Genomic DNA, 16,928 nt, shown 5'->3' on the forward strand with positions numbered 1-16,928 from the left:
AGTTAAGCGCTTCTTAAGCAAACACGGCTTAGATGATTTAAAATCTGAATCTTATCAGCTTGTAAAAAATATCATGGATTAAAAAATGCCTGATGATCAGTTTTTTTTTAATCCTCGGCGTTTTTTAACGGGGATGAGTTTCAAAATACTTTGGTAACAGATTTTGATGCTTTAATCGAACAAATTGGATTATTAATTAAGCAAAGCGTTACACTTTAGAAACAAAATAATGAACTTCTAAAAGCCATTAATGAAAAAGCAAAACGATATTTTGTCCAGCGAACTGACGACAATAAAAGCTGAAATCAATCTGGGGAGATCCTAATAATGCGAGTTAGTAAATTATTATTAACTGGAGTAGCTTTTCTAGGTTTTGTTAGTTTTAATATCGGGCAAGTATATGCATCAAATTATTTTCCAGTTAGGCACTATCATTCTTACACGCCTCGAAGCTGGCGAGGCACATACCACACGAGCGATGGCGATATGATGAAAGTAAATACGTATTCAGTTTCCCTTAATGGTAAAACGTTTTATAGAAGCAATTGGCATGGTTGGCGTAAACTTGCCTTCGCTAAAGTTGATTCATCTCACTATACATTTAATGTTTTAGCAAAATATGGTTATCAAAGTAGTAGACGCTGGCATTTAAAATATAAGAATGGTAAAAAGGAATTAATCAACAATTTGGAGATGGGCTATTCTCAAGTTTGGTATAAATCAGTTCACCATACCAAAAAAGTTAAATCAAAAAAGACTCAAGTCTATGGATTGGATTACCATAGCGCACCTGAATCGCTTAAGTCTTGCGTAGGTCATATGGTTTACACAGGAGATTGGGTGGATAGTTCCGATCCCGTAGGATTAACAACAACAATGGATAATTATGACAACAATATTTTTGCTGTTAAATTGGAAACCGGTGGAGTTCCATTAATACTTAGTGGTTTTAAACATGACGGAATTCAAAAGATGGCGTTAGTTCAATACAACGGCCAAACATATTATGCATATGCTGATACAGGGAACGATCTTGTTCCCTATAATACCTATACTCAAAGTTTAAGTGGTGATACTTTCGTAATTTCATCTGTTAAACCAACTGATACAAAAGATGTGGCACTGAAAAGTAGTGATCAAGTGCTAACGAATAATATTTGGGATTACACCAATCCCAATACTGGCAACGAAATTTACTACCATTACTCTTTGAATAAAGATAAATGGTATCAAGACAATGATTAACGTTGCAATTGCCCCAATAGGGATTTTTATTTTATAAATCATAAAGGAGGTACAAATTATGCTCCCCAAAAGTTTCTTTATTAGTGGTTTTTCAATTAACGGAGAATCTTTGTCCGATTACGTTCCCTTAGAAATCACAAAAGAAAAACCATACATTGAACTCAATGGCCTTCTAACTTCTTACTACAAAGGTGAAATGTTGAACGGGCGTGAAATAATTCCAAGATTACTAATTCAATTAAGCTTAGTTATCTCCGATAATCCTAAAAATTTTGTTGAAGATATCAAAGAAATTCCAACTCACATCCAATCGCTGGACGTAAAATCCGCAGCTCTGTCAGCTTATCCTTCTTTAAAAAAACCGGCACTTTTTACTGTAAGGCTTAATCCATTTCGAGAACCATCTCTTAATTTTAAATCTTTATCTTATGGAAACTATTACTTTCAAATTGCAATCTTTATAGATACAAAACGAACAGTTGAAGCTGAAAGCCTGTTAGTTGCTAATGTTCCTGGAAAATTTAAATATTTTGGAAATGATGGAGATAAAAATGATGAATAATAACGAAAAAGCAAGAGTTATCCCAATGCCCTCTAAAAATTTTGAAGATGATTATTTAAATACTCCATCATTACCTAAAAACAGGGGCTTGGATTATAATGGTGGTGATGATGGAGGTGGCGGAAATATGGATGATCACGTAACTCATAGGGAACTGGACAATGCTGTGGAATCTTTACAAAAAGATATCAAACTTGCTCAAACCGAAACAGCGAAGCAAATTATCGGGTTATCTGGAAAAATAGATACAATTCAAGCAAACTTAATCGGAAAAATTGACAATGGTAATTCTGACCTATCGGGAAAGATAAACGCATTGGCAACAAGTATTGGAAGCTTATCAAAAATAACCTGGTGGATAATGGGAGTTATAAGTGCAAGCATTGTCATTCCACTTATTGGTTTTCTTATTAAAGTAATTTTCAAATTATAATTAGGCCCTGATTGGGTTTCTTTTTTTAAAAAAGAACTCAGCGGGAATTGAAAGAATGTGATAAATATGAATGAGGAAGAAAGATTTGAAAAAATGCTTCAAGACAAGGATTACAAATATTTTGATTCGCTATTGAAGAAAGCTCTTACCAATCACGATGATCACTTTTCCTTTAGCACCCAACATTTTGATAACCATCAAGAAGCTCAAAGCACTTTATGCCAGTGGGCAGATCAGCATCAAGAAGTTAATGGCTTTGAGATTGGACCGGTTGATATAACTGTCCATCTTCATACAACAGTCTAAATCCCTTGTGGTTTTCCGTAATTTCCTTTATTAACAGGTAAAACGCATTTGCTGATTGCTCTTTTGCTAACGCTGTGAACTCTTTCATAATTTACATAATAAATCTCGGCAAACACGGAGATTCCTATTTCTTGATCAAAAATTGTAATGCAATGTTTTAATGTATGGACTGATGCTTTCGACAATTTCATAATGCCATCTTCTTGCCTTATTGTACATTAGCTTTTTTTATTAAATCAAATTAGTATAATAAATGGTTATATAATAATCCGATCCTTTATTAACCCAAGATTTGGCAATGGACTAGAATGATATCAAGGAGGTCTCTATCATGGCCATAATCATTATTAGCACACTGCTATTCTTTTTATTTGGCCTTTCACGGTTTGTAACTAGTTGGTGGTGGCTAATTCTGCTAATGTTTGTAGCAATCGTTGGCATGGATTTCTTAAACTATATTATGAGTGGCACAGGAATCGACATCATTATTGTTGGTTTCGGGATAGCTGTCTATATGTATTTAATAAAACCCAAATTATTTCATTATCAAATTAGATCACACTTCAGTCAATTTAAATCATTATACGATAATGTAAAATCACGATTCATTAAAATCGATTCAAAAGGAGATTAATTTCCCCCTTCCATGAGGGATTTTGTTTACATTCTAAAAGAACGTATGTACGAGGTAAGAATAATGAAATTAAACTATTTTACAAAACATCCCATCGTTTTGAAGTGCAATAGAAAAGTTAGACACGTTTCAATTTAGCTATCGGCTGACGTTTTATGATTTAGTTCACCATCGGTACGAAAAGAAACGCAGTTTCGACAATCCGAACGTTGCTTACCATGAAAACGATCTATTGAAAGTTGAAACTGTCAAAGTGCGTCAATGGGTCGACAGTTTCGTCAAGGATAATGCGACTAATTGGAAAAAATTAACCATACAGGCTTATGAAACCAACTTGAACCAATACATTTTAACTGCATTAGGTGATTTTGGGTATTCTCCATGTATATGGAGGGATCCGAATTCGCTTGTGAGATATATTAGATGATAAAGCTATGTAAAGAACAAAAATTATCTGGGGGTTTTAAAAATATGAATATTAAAAAAACAGCAATTGTTTTGTTGGCATCAACAAGCTTAGGGATTTCCATTGGGTCAACAATTAATCAAAATACTGCACAGGCATTCTCCTGGCATTCATCAGCAATTCCAACCAAGCTACAGGGGTATTGGTATGCCACAGCGAACCATCATCAAGGGGTGGGCATTTATAGACACTATATTCGTTATTCTGGTGAAAAAGCTGCTCATATAACCAAATGGAGATATGCAGGAAATCATTTCTATAAATTCCATTACACACATTCTGGTGGATTTACTATTCTGCTACATTATTTTGGACCACATAAGATAACCATGGATTCTTTCTGGCATTCCTATTTTAGGTAAGATGGGCATAGTTGAAGAAATGTGTGTATTAGTAAATTTGGTTGGATTATCATTGGGCGGTGTTTTAGCTGTCAGGAATTCTTTAATAAGTCAAGCTTGGAATTTATCTATTAAAAAGGCGACCAACTACATAAAATGTAATCAGCCGCCTCAAGTGTGCTCCGAAAAGTAACACCGCCATTAGTCGATTAAGTGTATCGACTTTGTGGACAATTTAAATCGCTGGCTTTATGTTTACTGATTTTGCGTCATTTAACGTACTATAGCCCAAATAATTAAACCTAAAATAATGATCGAGGCAACTCCGATAATATTCTGCTTGGCAGTTGCCTTACGCATGTATACAGTGACGTGCTTTGATTTAAATAGTCTCATCGCCTTATCCCTCCTTTAATCGTTTCTCAATTAACTTTTGCAGTGTCTTGACATCCTCAATTGTTCCGTCTGTGGTAATAAACATTTTTGCCGCGCTCCGTTTGTTCAGGTATCGAACTCTGTCACGGTGCTTGGCTTTATACTTTTTACTAGCTCTTTTTTGTGCCTCACTTAGTACCATTTAACTGCCTCACAATCTTTCTAACTAATTTTATGTAAAATAATATGAATGAACTAAAAAAGTAACTAAGCATTCCTCTATATGGCTTTTAAACTAATTAAGAGCACAATATAAGATTAACGGATGACAGTGACGACTGCTTTCAGGGCATCTATCCCGATGTTTCTTATGGAAATGCTTAGCCGTTCATTCAAGCTTTTCTTTGTTGCATTAACAATTATAAGCTGAGGTACACGAGGTCACAACACTTTTTTAATCGTCTAAAATGTTGTTGCAGACTAAAGAGAAATTTAGTTTGAAATGCAGCAAATGCTCAGCTAAAAACGGACTAGAAGAATTGTAAAAAATTTCTAGTCCGTTTTTATTTGAAACGATGCCCTTTATTAAGCTTCCTGATTGCTTTTAATTTTCTTGCCAAACTCGGTTTCATCAAAATGATCAATCACGTTTTTAAGATCTGAACGGGTCAGACTTGCGCCGAACAGGGGACTGCCGGGTTCGGTCATGATACCGTCGGCGAGGTGATAGTGGACAACGGTGTCAAAGCCCATTGTATCCACAAAGCGTGCGATTTGATCGACGGCTTCCGGATTATCTCCGGTTACAAATAGCGCTTTTCGATTCTCGGCACCCGCCGGTTTAGCTTCTTCTTGAAGGTTGTGGTAACCCATGTGATTAAACGTTTTGACGATGGTACTTTTACTGAAATATTTTTGAACCTGTTCGCTGGAAGTCGATGAAGGATCCAACACTTCTTCTCGAATGCCGTCGGTTTCCCACCAATAATTCATGGCATCGATGACCAGCTTTCCTTTCAGCAACTTTGCGTGAATGTTCTTATATCGACTAAGCGGGATTGCCAGAATAATCAGGTCACTTTTACTGACAACCCCCTGATTGGTTGACGCGATGGCACCGGGCACCAAAGTTTCAATGGTAAGGGCGATTTTTTGGACGGAACCCGAACCGGAAATTCTGACGTTATAACCGGCAGCCAAAGCCAACTGTGCTAAAACAATTCCGACCTTTCCGGCACCGAGAATGCCGACGGTTTTAATTTCGGTCATTAGGCGGTTACCTCCTGGGACAAAAGTTCTTTGACGCGTGGGATGACTTTTGTTGCATAAAGTTCAATCATTCGTTCACGCTGGGCAGCAGTTTGATTGCCGGCACCGTATACGAGATCAAAACGGCCAAGATTGAGTAATTTAATGGTGCGGGCAATTCGTTGGGCAACGTGTTCCGGATTGCCAACGTAAAATGAACCCGACTTGGTTTCGCCGTCGAACTGTTCGCGGCTCATCGGTGCCCAGCCACGAGTCAAGCCAATGCGGTCAAAGTTTGCTTTGATATTCTTCCAGGCAACTTCAACGGCTTCATCCTCATCGTCGGCAATAAAGCCATGGGAATGAACGGCAACCGGGTAAACCGGCTTGTTGTATTGAGCAGCGGCTTTCTTGTATAAATCAAGATAGGGCGCGAAACGATCAGCTTGACCGCCAATAATGGCTAAAATAACTCTATATCCGTTTTTGGCAGCTCGGATAATGGATTCAGGTGAACCGCCGATACCGATATAGGTTTCCAAGCCATCGTAATCTGTCTTTGGATAAACGTCTTGATCTTTGAGCGATTGGGTATATTTCCCGTCCCAAGTGATGGGCTTTTCTTTTAAAAGTTGAGTGAACATATCCAGTTTTTCATTGAACAGATCATCATAATCGATTAGATCGTATCCAAATAGTGGAAATGATTCGGTAAAGGAGCCACGGCCAAGCATCACTTGAGCCCGTCCTTGCGAAAGACCTTCAAGCGTTGCAAAACGTTCATAGACTCGAACGGGATTGTCAGAGCTTAATACTGTAACGGCAGTCGCAAGCTTAATGTTTTTAGTGACCGAAGCAATGGCACCCAGCACGACTTCAGGACTGGAGACACTGTAATCGGGACGGTGGTGTTCACCGACCCCAATAACATCAATGCCCAATTTGTCGGCTAATTCACCTTCCTTAACGATTTGGAGAATAGATTGACCGGCTGTTAAAAGGTGACCGTCTTCAGCCGCAACAATGTCACCGAAAGTTTCGATTCCGAATTGTAAGTTATTAACGTTGACCATGTTGCTCCTCCTTTGCTTACTTTTTGTAAGTTCGATATAAATATATTATAGATTGGGGTGGAAAGCAAGGAGAAGGGTGTGGTTAAAAAAATAAAAGCGGTAAAGCCTGAATGGTCCTAGGATTTAGCAAGATTTGAAAGCTAACTTGGATACGTAATTTTTTGATTATGCTATTGTTATGGATTCATGTTTGGCTGTATAATTAGCCTTGAAATTTACATTTTTGATTGGTTAGAAAATGTAAATAATCTATTACAGCTAGCTTTTTTACATAGCACTATCAAAATGCATGAATAGATAGACACGCCCTAGTTAGTGGCTGCTGAATAATTCCATAAATACCGATGATACAAGCTTCCCAGAAAAATTGATGCAAGGAAAAGAAACTATATTTAACCATTTCAACATATTCTCCTGCATTTCATTTGTAGAAAACATTTTAAAAAAACGACATAGTTGAATTTAGATCAACTTTTCTGCTTTTCATTTTCATAGAAAACATAACACAGCCTTTTTTTGATCTGTTGGCTTGCAAAAATAATATCTGCAGAAAAAATTGAGGCTAATTCAGCAGTCGTTAGTTAATGAGTTGATTAATTAATTACAGTTGAAGCTTATGATAATATTCCAATGAGTCATTAATCAACTGATAGCCGTCTTCATTTTGGATCAGACTTTACTTTGCCTGCTTGATTTATTGCCTGAGGCAGTTGATGTGAACATTTGTGGGATTGAAATTCTCGGCATTCAAATGACGTGCTTTAGCCTTTGCCTTTAATATTGTATAATTATTGTTAAAAGCATTGTAAGATAATGAATAGTATCTTAAATAACTAGCGAGAGGGAACTTTAAAATGCCAATTTTGAATTGGAATGGTAAGTCAAAAGTGATTAATTATCATTTTAATGTACCATACCATATACTGGATCTTCAATATACTTTTGGGGCTAATAATAAAAGTAAGAGTATGATCATTCATGCTGACAACTTAATAGCACTAAAAAGTTTGTTGCCACAATATGAGGGGAAGGTAGACTGTATTTATATTGACCCACCTTATAATACCGGGAACGAAAAATGGGTCTACAATGATAATGTTAATGATCCTAAATTCCGCAAGTGGTTAGGTCAAGTCGTTGGTAAAGAGGGTGAGGATTTGTCTCGCCACGATAAGTGGCTTTGTATGATGTACCCGCGTCTTAAACTATTAGCTAGACTATTATCTTCAAATGGCGTAATTTTTATTTCTATTGATGATAATGAGTTCTCAAATCTTAAAGCTATTTGCGACGAGATTTTTGGTCATGATAATGCTTTAGGACCAATTATTCAAGATAAAGGTAACGCAAAGAATGATACTCATAATGTTCAAAAAAATCACGAGTATATAATCGCATATCGGAAAAAAATTGACGCTGGTCAGGACGGTCATGTTTTATTTTCCGATCGTAAAGTGCGTCGACATATTTTGAAGGATATTCAGGACCGATACTTTTATTTGAGTGATCCTATTACTACTCGAGGAGAGGGGGGGACTCTCCGAGCACGTAAAAATTTAGGCTATTCATTTTATTTAAACCCTGATACTCAAGAATTTATTCCTGTGATGGATTATGATCAAGAGCTTGCTTTAACGGCTAATGATGAGGCTGTTGTTTATAAAAACGACAGTAATCTTAAAGATCAAGGATATACTGTTATAATAAGGCCTCCACGTGTTCGTGGTCAGTTGGGCGCTTGGACTTGGGATATAAATAAAGCAAAACAACACATTGAGGATTTGTATCTTAAACCTAATCGTAAGGGTTCGTATTCCGTTTGTTTTAAGCATTATGTTCCTTCTAATGAAGTTTTTGAAGAGGATGGTAGGTTGTTCTTTGAATCAATTGATAAAGGCCCTGTACCTAGTATTATTAGATATAATACATCCGAAGGAACAAAAGAACTTAAGCGTATTTTAGATACAGGTAATTTTGATAATCCAAAAAACGTAGATATGATATCCTATCTAATCGATTTAATAAAAAACAAAAACGCAGTGGTGTTGGATTCATTTGCGGGATCTGGTACTACCGCGGAGGCAGTTTTGAATTTAAATAAAAGGGATGGAGGTGAACGCCGCTTCATTTTGATAGAAATGGAAGATTATGCTGAAAGTGTAACGGCCGAACGAGTTAAAAAAGTTATTAAAGGCTATACTACCCATTATAGAAAAGTTGTGCAACTTTATGCTAAAAGATTAAATCTTTCAAATTTACGTAAGGGTTCCCAGATTCTTGATAACGCACATGAAGTTATGGAGAATAATCAAAGTCGCTTTGATAAAGTGCAATGTAAATTGAATGATAACAGCATCGTAGTACAAGGGATTAAGCAGAAGGGGCAACAGGTTGCAGGAGTTGGTGGTGGTTTTTCTTACTACACTATTGGAGATACATTATTAGATGAGTATGGAAATTTCAACGTTGACGTGCCAACATCAACTGTAGCAAGTTATATTTGGTATTCAGAAACGAGAAATAGTGCTAGTGTAATTAATAAACACTTTGACGAGAGTGGTTATCTTGGCCGAGTTTCTGATACAGCATATTATTTATTATATGATCCTACCAGGATAACTGTTTTGAATGAATCCTTTTTGACTCATATAAAATACCATGCTGATATGTATGTCATTTATGCTGATCGACTAACTATATCAAAAGATAGGTTATCAGCTTTGCACATTACATTTAAAAAAATTCCTCGTGACGTTGAACGATTTTAGGAGGGCTAGAATTATGGAATTGAAAGAATATCAAAAGGGCGTTTTGGACGATATCTCACGGTTCTTGGAGGAGTGGTCGGGGCCATCCGATTACAATGCCTCGACAGCTTATTCACACTTCTGGCAAATAAAGGGTTTAAAGGTAGCTGACGATGGGCCAATTAATCCTTACAATGATCAAATTGATAACGAAAAGGTCCCTCAACTCTGTGTTAAAATTCCAACAGGAGGAGGCAAAACTTTTGTTGCAGCTAGCGCTTTAAAGCTCCTTTCAGATTATTTGCCATATACAGACAAAAAGGCTGTCGTTTGGTTAGTTCCCTCAGATTCAATTTTAAAGCAAACTTTTAAAGCGTTATCTGATCCGACTCACCCTTATAGAAAGCGTATTGATGCTGATTTTTCGCATAGGGTTGAGATCTACGGCAAAGATGAGCTACTTGGTGGTCAAAATTTTACAAATTCGTCGATTGAACATCAACTATCAATTTTTGTGTTAAGCTTTAATTCACTTAGAACTTCCAATAAGGATTCTAGACTTGTTTATCAAGAAAACGGTAATTTACTGTCGTTTAAATCCAGTTTAACAAACCAAAATGTGTTAGATGATGCGGACGAGCTTTCCTTAATTCAAGTAATTCGATCACTTGATCCGATTGTAATTGTTGATGAAAGCCATCATGCAACATCTAAGTTGAGCATTGATATGCTAAAGAACATTAATCCTACATTTATTTTAGAGTTAACAGCTACGCCACGACAATCAAGTAATGTGCTCTCTTTTGTAGATTCTTATAGTTTAAAAAAAGAGCATATGGTTAAGCTACCTGTTATTGTCTATAACCGAAACGATAAAAGTGAAGTGATTGGAACGGCTATTGCTATACGAAATAAATTAGAAAGCTTAGCAAATAAGATTAAGAAAAAACGTTATATACGTCCAATTGTATTATTCCAAGCTGAGCCTCAAAATAAAGATGGAGCAGTTACTTTTAATAGGATCAAAAAAGATCTTATTAAAGTAGGTATTCCTTCTGAACAGATTGCAATTAAGACTGCTAATGTTGATGATATTGGTGATACTGATTTAATGAACCCTGAGTGTCCTATTCGTTATATAATCACAGTTAATGCTCTCAAAGAGGGGTGGGATTGCCCGTTTGCCTATATTCTTGCGACTATTGCTAATAAGAGTTCTAAGGTAGATGTTGAACAAATACTTGGGCGCGTCTTAAGGTTACCATATGCTAGCGAGTCGTCAGAAGAATTACTTAATTTGTCTTATGTTTTAACTTCCTCTGATGATTTTGCAAATGCATTAGACGGAATAGTGAAGGGGCTTAATCAGGCGGGATTTAGCCCAGAAGATTATCGAGCTATCGACAATATATCACAGTATCCTTCTATAGACAGTCCTGTGCCATTCAAAAATGATACTAATTCCACCCCTTTTCAGACAAAATCAGTATCTAAAGAGTTGCAAATAGAAGAAATAAATTCAGACACTGTCAAGGCGTGGCTGCCTCATAATCCAAATAAAGAGGTGAACAGGGAGACTAAAACGGACAGGCTTCTTAACCAAGCTAAAAAAATGAATACGGTTTATAAAAAAGAAACATACAATAGGTTGAATCAATCTTCTGATGGTTTTGTTCCGTATGATCTTTCTAAACGGGTACCAAAAATTACTATCCAACCTCAGTATATAGAAGATGCAAGTAATACTGTGTTGCCTCAGTTTACAATCCCAGGTGAAAAAACAATTTTTTCTGATACTTCTTCAAGACTCCTAACTTTCTCCGACCTAACGATAAATTTTGATCTTAGTAAGTCTGATCTCAATATCAATTTAACAGAAACATTGCCGGAGATGGCAAAAATTGATGTTAATTCCCAAAATAAGGTTAAGCAGGGGCGTATAACTGGTAATTTCTCTGGAATTGAAAAAATCATCTATGATAAAGCACCTTTAAGACAGGCGATCGAAATAGCTATACATAGAGCAGATAGCATTAACTTTGTTGACCACAGGTCAGTCTGCAGTTATGTAAACCGGGTTGTTAATTCCTTAAGTGCGTCACAAAAAGAGACTATTATTAAAAAACCGTTATTTTTTGCAGAAAAAGTTAAAGCGAAAATTTTTGATCTCATAAATAAAGAGGAGCAAAAAGAATTCAATGAGAGGCTTGAAATCGATTCAATTAGTGTTGAGCCAACTTATCATTTTCCTAATGAAATGTTATTGACTAACTCTATCGACTCTTTGGAGAAAACTTTATATTCAGCTGAGCAACGGGGAAATGGTTTTGAGCGAAAGATGATGGATATGTTGTCAGAATCGAAGAATATTCTTTGGTGGCACCGCAATCCAGCTCGATCAAAATATGGTTTCTGCATGAATGGTCCCTTTAACCATTGGCCGGATTTTATAGCCAAAACGTTAACTGGAAAAGTCTTAATAATCGAGACTAAGGGCGACGATCTTCGTGATAATGGTATTGAAAGAGCAAGACTTGGTTCGCAGTGGCAATCATTAGCTGGTATCCATGATTTTCGGTATTTTTTAGTTTTTCAACATTTGCAGGAAAAGGAAACGGTTAATTTCACTAAATTCAAAGATATCTTATCTAAATTATGATTTTGACTGCTAAATTCAAGGTAAGTGTTTTTGAGTTAGTGTTATTAGGAATGCTTTACGTATATTCTGAACGTTAGGGAAGCACCCAAGAATTGACCGTTATTTAAGCAACTAATTTAGGTTGTTGAGATATTTGGTTTTAATTCCATGGTAAATAGGCTTCCAGAACTTCCTTTTTGGCAAAGACCGGCAGTTGTGGTAACTCAGTTAGTAAAGTTTGCAGATATTTTTGTGGATCTAGGCCACAGGCTTTCGCACTTTCAATCAAAGTCATCCAAATTGCGTTGGCTCGTGCCCTTTGGGGACTAGTACTGAATAGCCAGTTTTTACGACCAATGACGATGTTCTTCATAGCTCGTTCGGCGGCGTTGTTGCTCCAGTCGATTGCCTCGGTATTTAGAATCCGATTTAAAGCGGCTCGCTGATTTCAGGCATATTGAACGGCTTTCCCTAACCGCGCTTTTGGTAAAACGGTGAATCGTATCAATCCAGTGCCAAAAACGCTTTACCAGCTTATTTAATTTGGCCCAACGACGGCGTCACCGCACGCGAGGAGAAAAGTTCTGCCATTGACGTTCCAACGCAAACATTTCGTCCAACAGTTTCAACGGAACACTCATTACCGTTGTTTCTGTTACCTTGAGCCGCATCATAAAATTTACGGCGTACATGTGACCAGCATCCCACGCGAACCACCTGGGTTCCAAGGAGATTGTACCCAGCATAACCATCGCACTGAAGAGTCCTGGTAAAGTTGGCATATAGTCTTTGGGCAAACTTGCCTGAACGACTGTCGCTATAAGCATAAAATACAATCGGCTCATCACTCCTTTTAACACTCCGAGCTACCCACATGTATGATTTGGAAGTCGCTTTTTTACCGGGTTCACGCAAGACCGAATGGGGGGTCTCATCACCTTGTAAATAATATTGACCGGTTAAGTGTTCGTGAATCAGCCGATAAAGTGATTCAACTGGCACGGTTCCTTGAATAACCCAATTATTGAAAGTCGTATCCTGGGCATTTGATCCCAGGCGATGCCAATCTCTCATTTGCCGATAAATGGGCGTTCCCAAGACGTACTTTTGATAAAGGATACTGGTTAGCAGCGACAATGAAACCACACTATGGGGAAATAATCCGCGAAGCGCTCTGGCTTGTTTGAAATGACTTTTCCCGTCTAAACGTTCACAGATTGGACGCTTGTAAGTTTGTTCCTAGACTTCTTCGACACACAAACGAGCTGGAATATGATGAACCTCTTTGCGGACTTATGTCACAGCCCCGTTCTATTGATTACAGATTCGAATTTGAAACGCCTTGCTAGCGGGCAACTTCTACCCTGAACTCCGTCGACCTAATTTGACTTGAACAATTTCGTTTTCATCCATAAAAATACATCACCACTTTTTTATGGATGAGGTAAGGATAGCGCAACGCGCTAACAATTTATAGACGGTCTAATGTTGGGGGCTTATGTTACAAATCGGTTTCCTAATAATAAGCGGTGGGCCTCTTCAAAAAGTGAGGAAGTCCACCGCCTATCATTTTATCAACAACGGTCGCTTACTGGATATCTGTGATCTTACCTAGATAATATCTGTTCAAGAAAACTAAATGTCCTAGTGAGGTTTATATTGTTGTTTCGAGCAATGAACTGTTTTTGGATAGGAATAATTTGTTCCTTTGTCAAGCCTTTTCGGAAATATTTTGTAAATCGATTTTTTCCATCCTTTAAGGTTCCAATTAGTAAAATTTGCCAACGTTCATTGGTGACATCGATTAGATCATAATTAAAATCTTTTGGAGAGTATACAAATTGAAATAGTGGTGAAATGTTTAGAATTGAAATAAGAGTTTTTCTGCGATATCTATAATTAGTTGTTAGGAACAAAAGTAAGGAATCAATTAATTGATTTTCAAGACCTCCAATTTGTATACGACCTTTTGGAACTCGGTGTTTATCAACTTGTTTAATAAGGTGATGAAAATAATATTCCCGCGATTGTAAAAGATATCCATTTTCAAATAGTTGAATTGGGAGTTGGGGATGCCACTTTAAACAGTAATTTATAACCTTATAAGCATTTCGTCGAGGGAACTCTTCCTTTTTGAAAGAGGAAATGAAGAAAATCATATAGTCGGGATGGCTATTTGAAACAATGTTTTTGCGAATTAGTTGTTTATCTAGTTTATTACATGAAAGTACCCTTTCTGTCCAGAAACTTAAGCCAGAAAGATTTCCTAGAGGTGTGTTTAATCTGCTGAAATTTGTGGGGTTACTAAGATAACGAATCAAAAAGACTTCTAGATCAGTGATTGGTTGATCCTTCACCTTAAATGAATAATCCACAATAATTTTTGAAATTTTTTCTAAAATAACTAAGTCAACTTTGACTTGTTCGGTTAATGAAAATACAGCTTTTAAACATCGTGTAAGGCTTGAAGAAGAAAGTTTTGAATATCTTATAAGTAATAGGTAATTTTCTACCCATTTTTCAAATTTATTTCTGGCTGGGTGGATGCGCTTCTTGTTAAACAAGTGCAGTCTCTTATCAATTCTTTTATACGAATCACACAAATTCACGAAATTTTGACAAAATTCCTTTTCATTGTTGTAAATTAGATCATAAATATGTTGATTTTCTAATTGTCCCTTTAAAAAGTCTGTGGAAGTAAGTTTTACAATAATGTCGACATCCACGCTGTTTAGTGGATAGTTTCGTTGTGTATTTATTTTAGGATTAATCTTATTTTTACCACTAACATAAGTAGTAATGATCATACTGCAGTATGCGTTGAAAATGCTATTCCAACTTGTGTAGAAAAAGTCAACAAATAAGTAGTTTTTATGAATGTAGTTATACATGTCATATACGAAAAATTGTGTTTCTATTAGTCTTCCATACTTTTTTATACTATTACCCAACGCATCAATTAAATTAGCAGAAAAAAAGTCTCTTGTATAAAATCTCTTTTGCTCATCGATAAGTTTTCGTAAGCTTACATTGTTTGCGTAAAAAGATTCAGTATCACCGAGAAAAATTTCTCTTAAAGTATGCGATTGCAGTTGTTGTAAAGGAGTTTGCTCATTAAATATTTTGCTGATGATGCCTATTGGATTAATTTCAGTATCTGTAAACGCAAGATTTAATTTTTTTATTAACGAATATAGGTAGTTTTTTGTCCCATCTATTGAGATATTTGAGAGTATCTTAATAGATTTTTTAGGGAAGAAGAGATAATTTATATAAGCATATTGAAACTGCGACTCTATTGATGAACTAGTAAGTCTGGAAGACGCTTGCTCAAATAGTTTATAAAATTGATTTGATTTCGTTAATGAAAATACTGTATTGGACTTTTCTCTTGGAACTGAAATTAAATGGTATTTAGACAAATTTGAGTTTAAAACAACTATTTTAGCGATAGAGGACTTAGATAAGATGGAGTCAACTAAAGGTGTATTTTTCTGAATATCTTTAATTCTTTTAAAAGAATTCTGACTCATAATAACAGTTGATCCGTAATAGTTTAGAGATGAGTCTGTAAACTTTCCGTTTGATGACAGTTCGATGTCGTGTGTTATAACAGGCCGGAAATCCTCAAAAGAAGTGTATGGAAGCTGATCTAACATCTCTAAATAATTGTTGTTAAAATATGGAAACCAATGAGCAATTGCGTTTAAAATTGCATAATCTGACTTTGCCGTTTTGTCTGTTAAACTATTTTCGTTATCGTATCTCATTACCTCAGGAGGTAAGGTATCAAGATCAATTAGATCAATATTGCTTGCTTTATAATAATTTTGAAGCTGTGTGTAAGAATAATTTTGGCTTCTTGAACTTGAATATAGTAAAACATTATTTGGAATATGAGTTTGAGTATTATTATAAGTAAGTTGCCGTCTTAGGTGGTTTATCCAGTTAATTATTAAACGAAGGTTATTATCCGACATTGAATACCCAACAAAAATAAAAGTATGTGTTGCAAGTAATGCTTTGATAAAAGTTGAGATTAGAATGTGAGAGTGGTCATAGTTTAAATAATCGGATTCTTTTAATACGATAGTTTTTTCTAAATTCTTTTGAGTAATGTCACCGTGCATTTTTAATATGAAATGAGAACCAGAATTGCCTCGAAGCAAGAAAGATGAGTCGTCAAAAATAGTTACATATTGGAATATCCGAGCATTAAGACTAGCAGATCTTTCGAGAAGTGTATCGTAGTTGGTGGTAATAATGTGATCAGGACTTAGCCGAACAATCATGTCATCTAGTGTATTTCCAGAACTTTGTTTTTGCATTGTTTTTCTAATGATATTGAAGTATTTATTGCGATCTTTCTGAAACATCATTTCTGGTATTTTTAATAGTTCATCATTAGTAAATTCGTGGCTGGATTGAATGTTCAGAGCTTTTGCCATCGCATTTACAAGCTTTGACCAAGATGGTAATCCCGAATTTTGCGAGACACCAGCTCCAACAAAAATGATCAATTTAGAATCGTCTGAGGCTTTAATAAGTTGTGACAAGATTGTTGATAATTTAGATTCCATTTTTCTCCCTTAAATCATCTTTATTCATTGTTTATGGCAAAAGCCTACAGGTATGATTATACATCGTCGCTTCTTTTTCTGCATTGATGATAAACCTACAATAAAAGAACTGAACTTTACTTTACCCTTAATTTGGTAATCTCTTCAATTTTCTTAAGAACGTAGGCACTTTATCTGTTGTGCTAGTTGACTTTGGGATGTATCAATCAACGTTGCTCTAATCGGGATTGAAGTCTTGATAATGAATGTAAGCGGATTTAATCGATATTGTAAGGGCGAT

At 36.1% G+C, this 16,928-nt stretch carries 15 protein-coding genes and 1 pseudogene; 8 read left to right on the forward strand and 8 right to left on the reverse strand.

Going from position 1 to position 16,928, the window contains the following annotated elements; all coding sequences use genetic code 11:
• Window positions 1–327: 327 nt before the first annotated feature.
• The 6 genes from GQR93_RS03985 (at window position 328) to GQR93_RS04010 (ending at window position 4,008) form a co-directional block, all read left to right on the forward strand.
• Complete coding sequence (locus GQR93_RS03985) at window positions 328–1,245, forward strand: hypothetical protein (protein ID WP_003552483.1); 918 nt, start codon at window positions 328–330, stop codon at window positions 1,243–1,245.
• A gap of 58 nt (window positions 1,246–1,303) precedes the next feature.
• Window positions 1,304–1,807, forward strand: coding sequence for a hypothetical protein (locus tag GQR93_RS03990; RefSeq protein WP_003552486.1), 504 nt, complete (start codon window positions 1,304–1,306; stop codon window positions 1,805–1,807).
• Window positions 1,797–2,240, forward strand: coding sequence for a hypothetical protein (locus GQR93_RS03995; protein ID WP_147605469.1), 444 nt, complete (start codon window positions 1,797–1,799; stop codon window positions 2,238–2,240). Before GQR93_RS03990 ends, GQR93_RS03995 begins: the two co-directional genes overlap by 11 nt.
• A gap of 66 nt (window positions 2,241–2,306) precedes the next feature.
• Entirely contained in the window at window positions 2,307–2,546 is a 240-nt protein-coding gene (locus tag GQR93_RS04000) for a hypothetical protein (RefSeq protein ID WP_003552490.1), read from the forward strand.
• A 331-nt stretch (window positions 2,547–2,877) separates the two neighbouring features.
• On the forward strand, window positions 2,878–3,180 hold the full coding sequence (locus GQR93_RS04005) for a hypothetical protein (protein WP_003552493.1): 303 nt from the start codon (window positions 2,878–2,880) through the stop codon (window positions 3,178–3,180).
• 471 nt (window positions 3,181–3,651) lie between these two features.
• Window positions 3,652–4,008, forward strand: a complete 357-nt coding sequence (locus GQR93_RS04010) for a hypothetical protein (protein ID WP_035444363.1) — start codon at window positions 3,652–3,654, stop codon at window positions 4,006–4,008.
• A gap of 252 nt (window positions 4,009–4,260) precedes the next feature.
• Here GQR93_RS04010 and GQR93_RS15565 read toward each other — a convergent pair whose 3' ends face one another.
• From GQR93_RS15565 to GQR93_RS04020, 4 genes are all read right to left on the reverse strand, one after another.
• Window positions 4,261–4,383: a hypothetical protein gene (locus GQR93_RS15565; protein ID WP_003552510.1), complete on the reverse strand. Its 123-nt coding sequence runs from the start codon at window positions 4,381–4,383 to the stop codon at window positions 4,261–4,263.
• 4 nt (window positions 4,384–4,387) lie between these two features.
• Window positions 4,388–4,564 carry a hypothetical protein gene (locus tag GQR93_RS15260; protein ID WP_003552512.1) on the reverse strand — a complete coding sequence of 59 codons (177 nt, stop codon included), beginning with the start codon at window positions 4,562–4,564 and terminating at the stop codon, window positions 4,388–4,390.
• Window positions 4,565–4,947: 383 nt separating this feature from the next.
• Window positions 4,948–5,631 (reverse strand): NADPH-dependent F420 reductase, encoded by a 684-nt coding sequence (locus GQR93_RS04015; protein WP_003552514.1) that lies wholly within the window; start codon window positions 5,629–5,631, stop codon window positions 4,948–4,950.
• The gene (locus GQR93_RS04020; RefSeq protein ID WP_003552515.1) at window positions 5,631–6,683 is read right to left on the reverse strand and encodes an LLM class flavin-dependent oxidoreductase; all 1,053 of its coding nucleotides are present in this window, start codon (window positions 6,681–6,683) and stop codon (window positions 5,631–5,633) included. The genes GQR93_RS04015 and GQR93_RS04020 overlap by 1 nt, the downstream gene beginning before the upstream one ends.
• 854 nt (window positions 6,684–7,537) lie before the next feature.
• On the opposite strand from GQR93_RS04020, the gene GQR93_RS04025 reads away from it, so the two are divergent.
• A complete protein-coding gene (locus tag GQR93_RS04025) occupies window positions 7,538–9,451 on the forward strand; it encodes a site-specific DNA-methyltransferase (protein ID WP_159298700.1) in 1,914 nt (637 codons plus the stop codon).
• 13 nt (window positions 9,452–9,464) lie between these two features.
• Entirely contained in the window at window positions 9,465–12,089 is a 2,625-nt protein-coding gene (locus GQR93_RS04030) for a DEAD/DEAH box helicase (RefSeq protein WP_003552518.1), read from the forward strand.
• A gap of 139 nt (window positions 12,090–12,228) precedes the next feature.
• On the opposite strand, the gene GQR93_RS15690 is transcribed toward GQR93_RS04030, so the two are convergent.
• The 4 genes and pseudogenes from GQR93_RS15690 to GQR93_RS04045 all read right to left on the reverse strand — a co-directional run bounded on the left by GQR93_RS15690 (window position 12,229) and on the right by GQR93_RS04045 (window position 16,648).
• Window positions 12,229–12,363: a transposase domain-containing protein gene (locus GQR93_RS15690; protein ID WP_438861238.1), complete on the reverse strand. Its 135-nt coding sequence runs from the start codon at window positions 12,361–12,363 to the stop codon at window positions 12,229–12,231.
• 27 nt (window positions 12,364–12,390) lie between these two features.
• Window positions 12,391–12,504: pseudogene (locus GQR93_RS15695) on the reverse strand (IS66 family transposase); the annotation flags it as partial.
• 98 nt (window positions 12,505–12,602) lie between these two features.
• The gene (locus GQR93_RS04040; protein ID WP_003552521.1) at window positions 12,603–13,214 is read right to left on the reverse strand and encodes an IS66 family transposase; all 612 of its coding nucleotides are present in this window, start codon (window positions 13,212–13,214) and stop codon (window positions 12,603–12,605) included.
• A gap of 461 nt (window positions 13,215–13,675) precedes the next feature.
• Window positions 13,676–16,648, reverse strand: coding sequence for an SIR2 family protein (locus GQR93_RS04045; protein ID WP_003552522.1), 2,973 nt, complete (start codon window positions 16,646–16,648; stop codon window positions 13,676–13,678).
• Window positions 16,649–16,928: the final 280 nt, after the last annotated feature.

The sequence above is a fragment of the Lentilactobacillus hilgardii genome (genome assembly GCF_009832765.1).
GTDB lineage: Bacteria > Bacillota > Bacilli > Lactobacillales > Lactobacillaceae > Lentilactobacillus > Lentilactobacillus hilgardii.

Excerpts from the sequence above, each read along its gene's own strand:
- GQR93_RS04045 (WP_003552522.1), bottom strand. The coding sequence starts at position 16,648 with ATGGAATCTAAATTATCAACAATCTTGTCACAACTTATTAAAGCCTCA.
- GQR93_RS04020 (WP_003552515.1), bottom strand. The coding sequence starts at position 6,683 with ATGGTCAACGTTAATAACTTACAATTCGGAATCGAAACTTTCGGTGAC.
- GQR93_RS15690 (WP_438861238.1), bottom strand. The coding sequence starts at position 12,363 with ATGACTTTGATTGAAAGTGCGAAAGCCTGTGGCCTAGATCCACAAAAA.
- GQR93_RS15565 (WP_003552510.1), bottom strand. The coding sequence starts at position 4,383 with ATGAGACTATTTAAATCAAAGCACGTCACTGTATACATGCGTAAGGCA.
- GQR93_RS04010 (WP_035444363.1), top strand. The coding sequence starts at position 3,652 with ATGAATATTAAAAAAACAGCAATTGTTTTGTTGGCATCAACAAGCTTA.
- GQR93_RS03995 (WP_147605469.1), top strand. The coding sequence starts at position 1,797 with ATGATGAATAATAACGAAAAAGCAAGAGTTATCCCAATGCCCTCTAAA.
- GQR93_RS04025 (WP_159298700.1), top strand. The coding sequence starts at position 7,538 with ATGCCAATTTTGAATTGGAATGGTAAGTCAAAAGTGATTAATTATCAT.
- GQR93_RS04005 (WP_003552493.1), top strand. The coding sequence starts at position 2,878 with ATGGCCATAATCATTATTAGCACACTGCTATTCTTTTTATTTGGCCTT.
- GQR93_RS04015 (WP_003552514.1), bottom strand. The coding sequence starts at position 5,631 with ATGACCGAAATTAAAACCGTCGGCATTCTCGGTGCCGGAAAGGTCGGA.
- GQR93_RS03985 (WP_003552483.1), top strand. The coding sequence starts at position 328 with ATGCGAGTTAGTAAATTATTATTAACTGGAGTAGCTTTTCTAGGTTTT.
- GQR93_RS03990 (WP_003552486.1), top strand. The coding sequence starts at position 1,304 with ATGCTCCCCAAAAGTTTCTTTATTAGTGGTTTTTCAATTAACGGAGAA.
- GQR93_RS15260 (WP_003552512.1), bottom strand. The coding sequence starts at position 4,564 with ATGGTACTAAGTGAGGCACAAAAAAGAGCTAGTAAAAAGTATAAAGCC.
- GQR93_RS04000 (WP_003552490.1), top strand. The coding sequence starts at position 2,307 with ATGAATGAGGAAGAAAGATTTGAAAAAATGCTTCAAGACAAGGATTAC.
- GQR93_RS04030 (WP_003552518.1), top strand. The coding sequence starts at position 9,465 with ATGGAATTGAAAGAATATCAAAAGGGCGTTTTGGACGATATCTCACGG.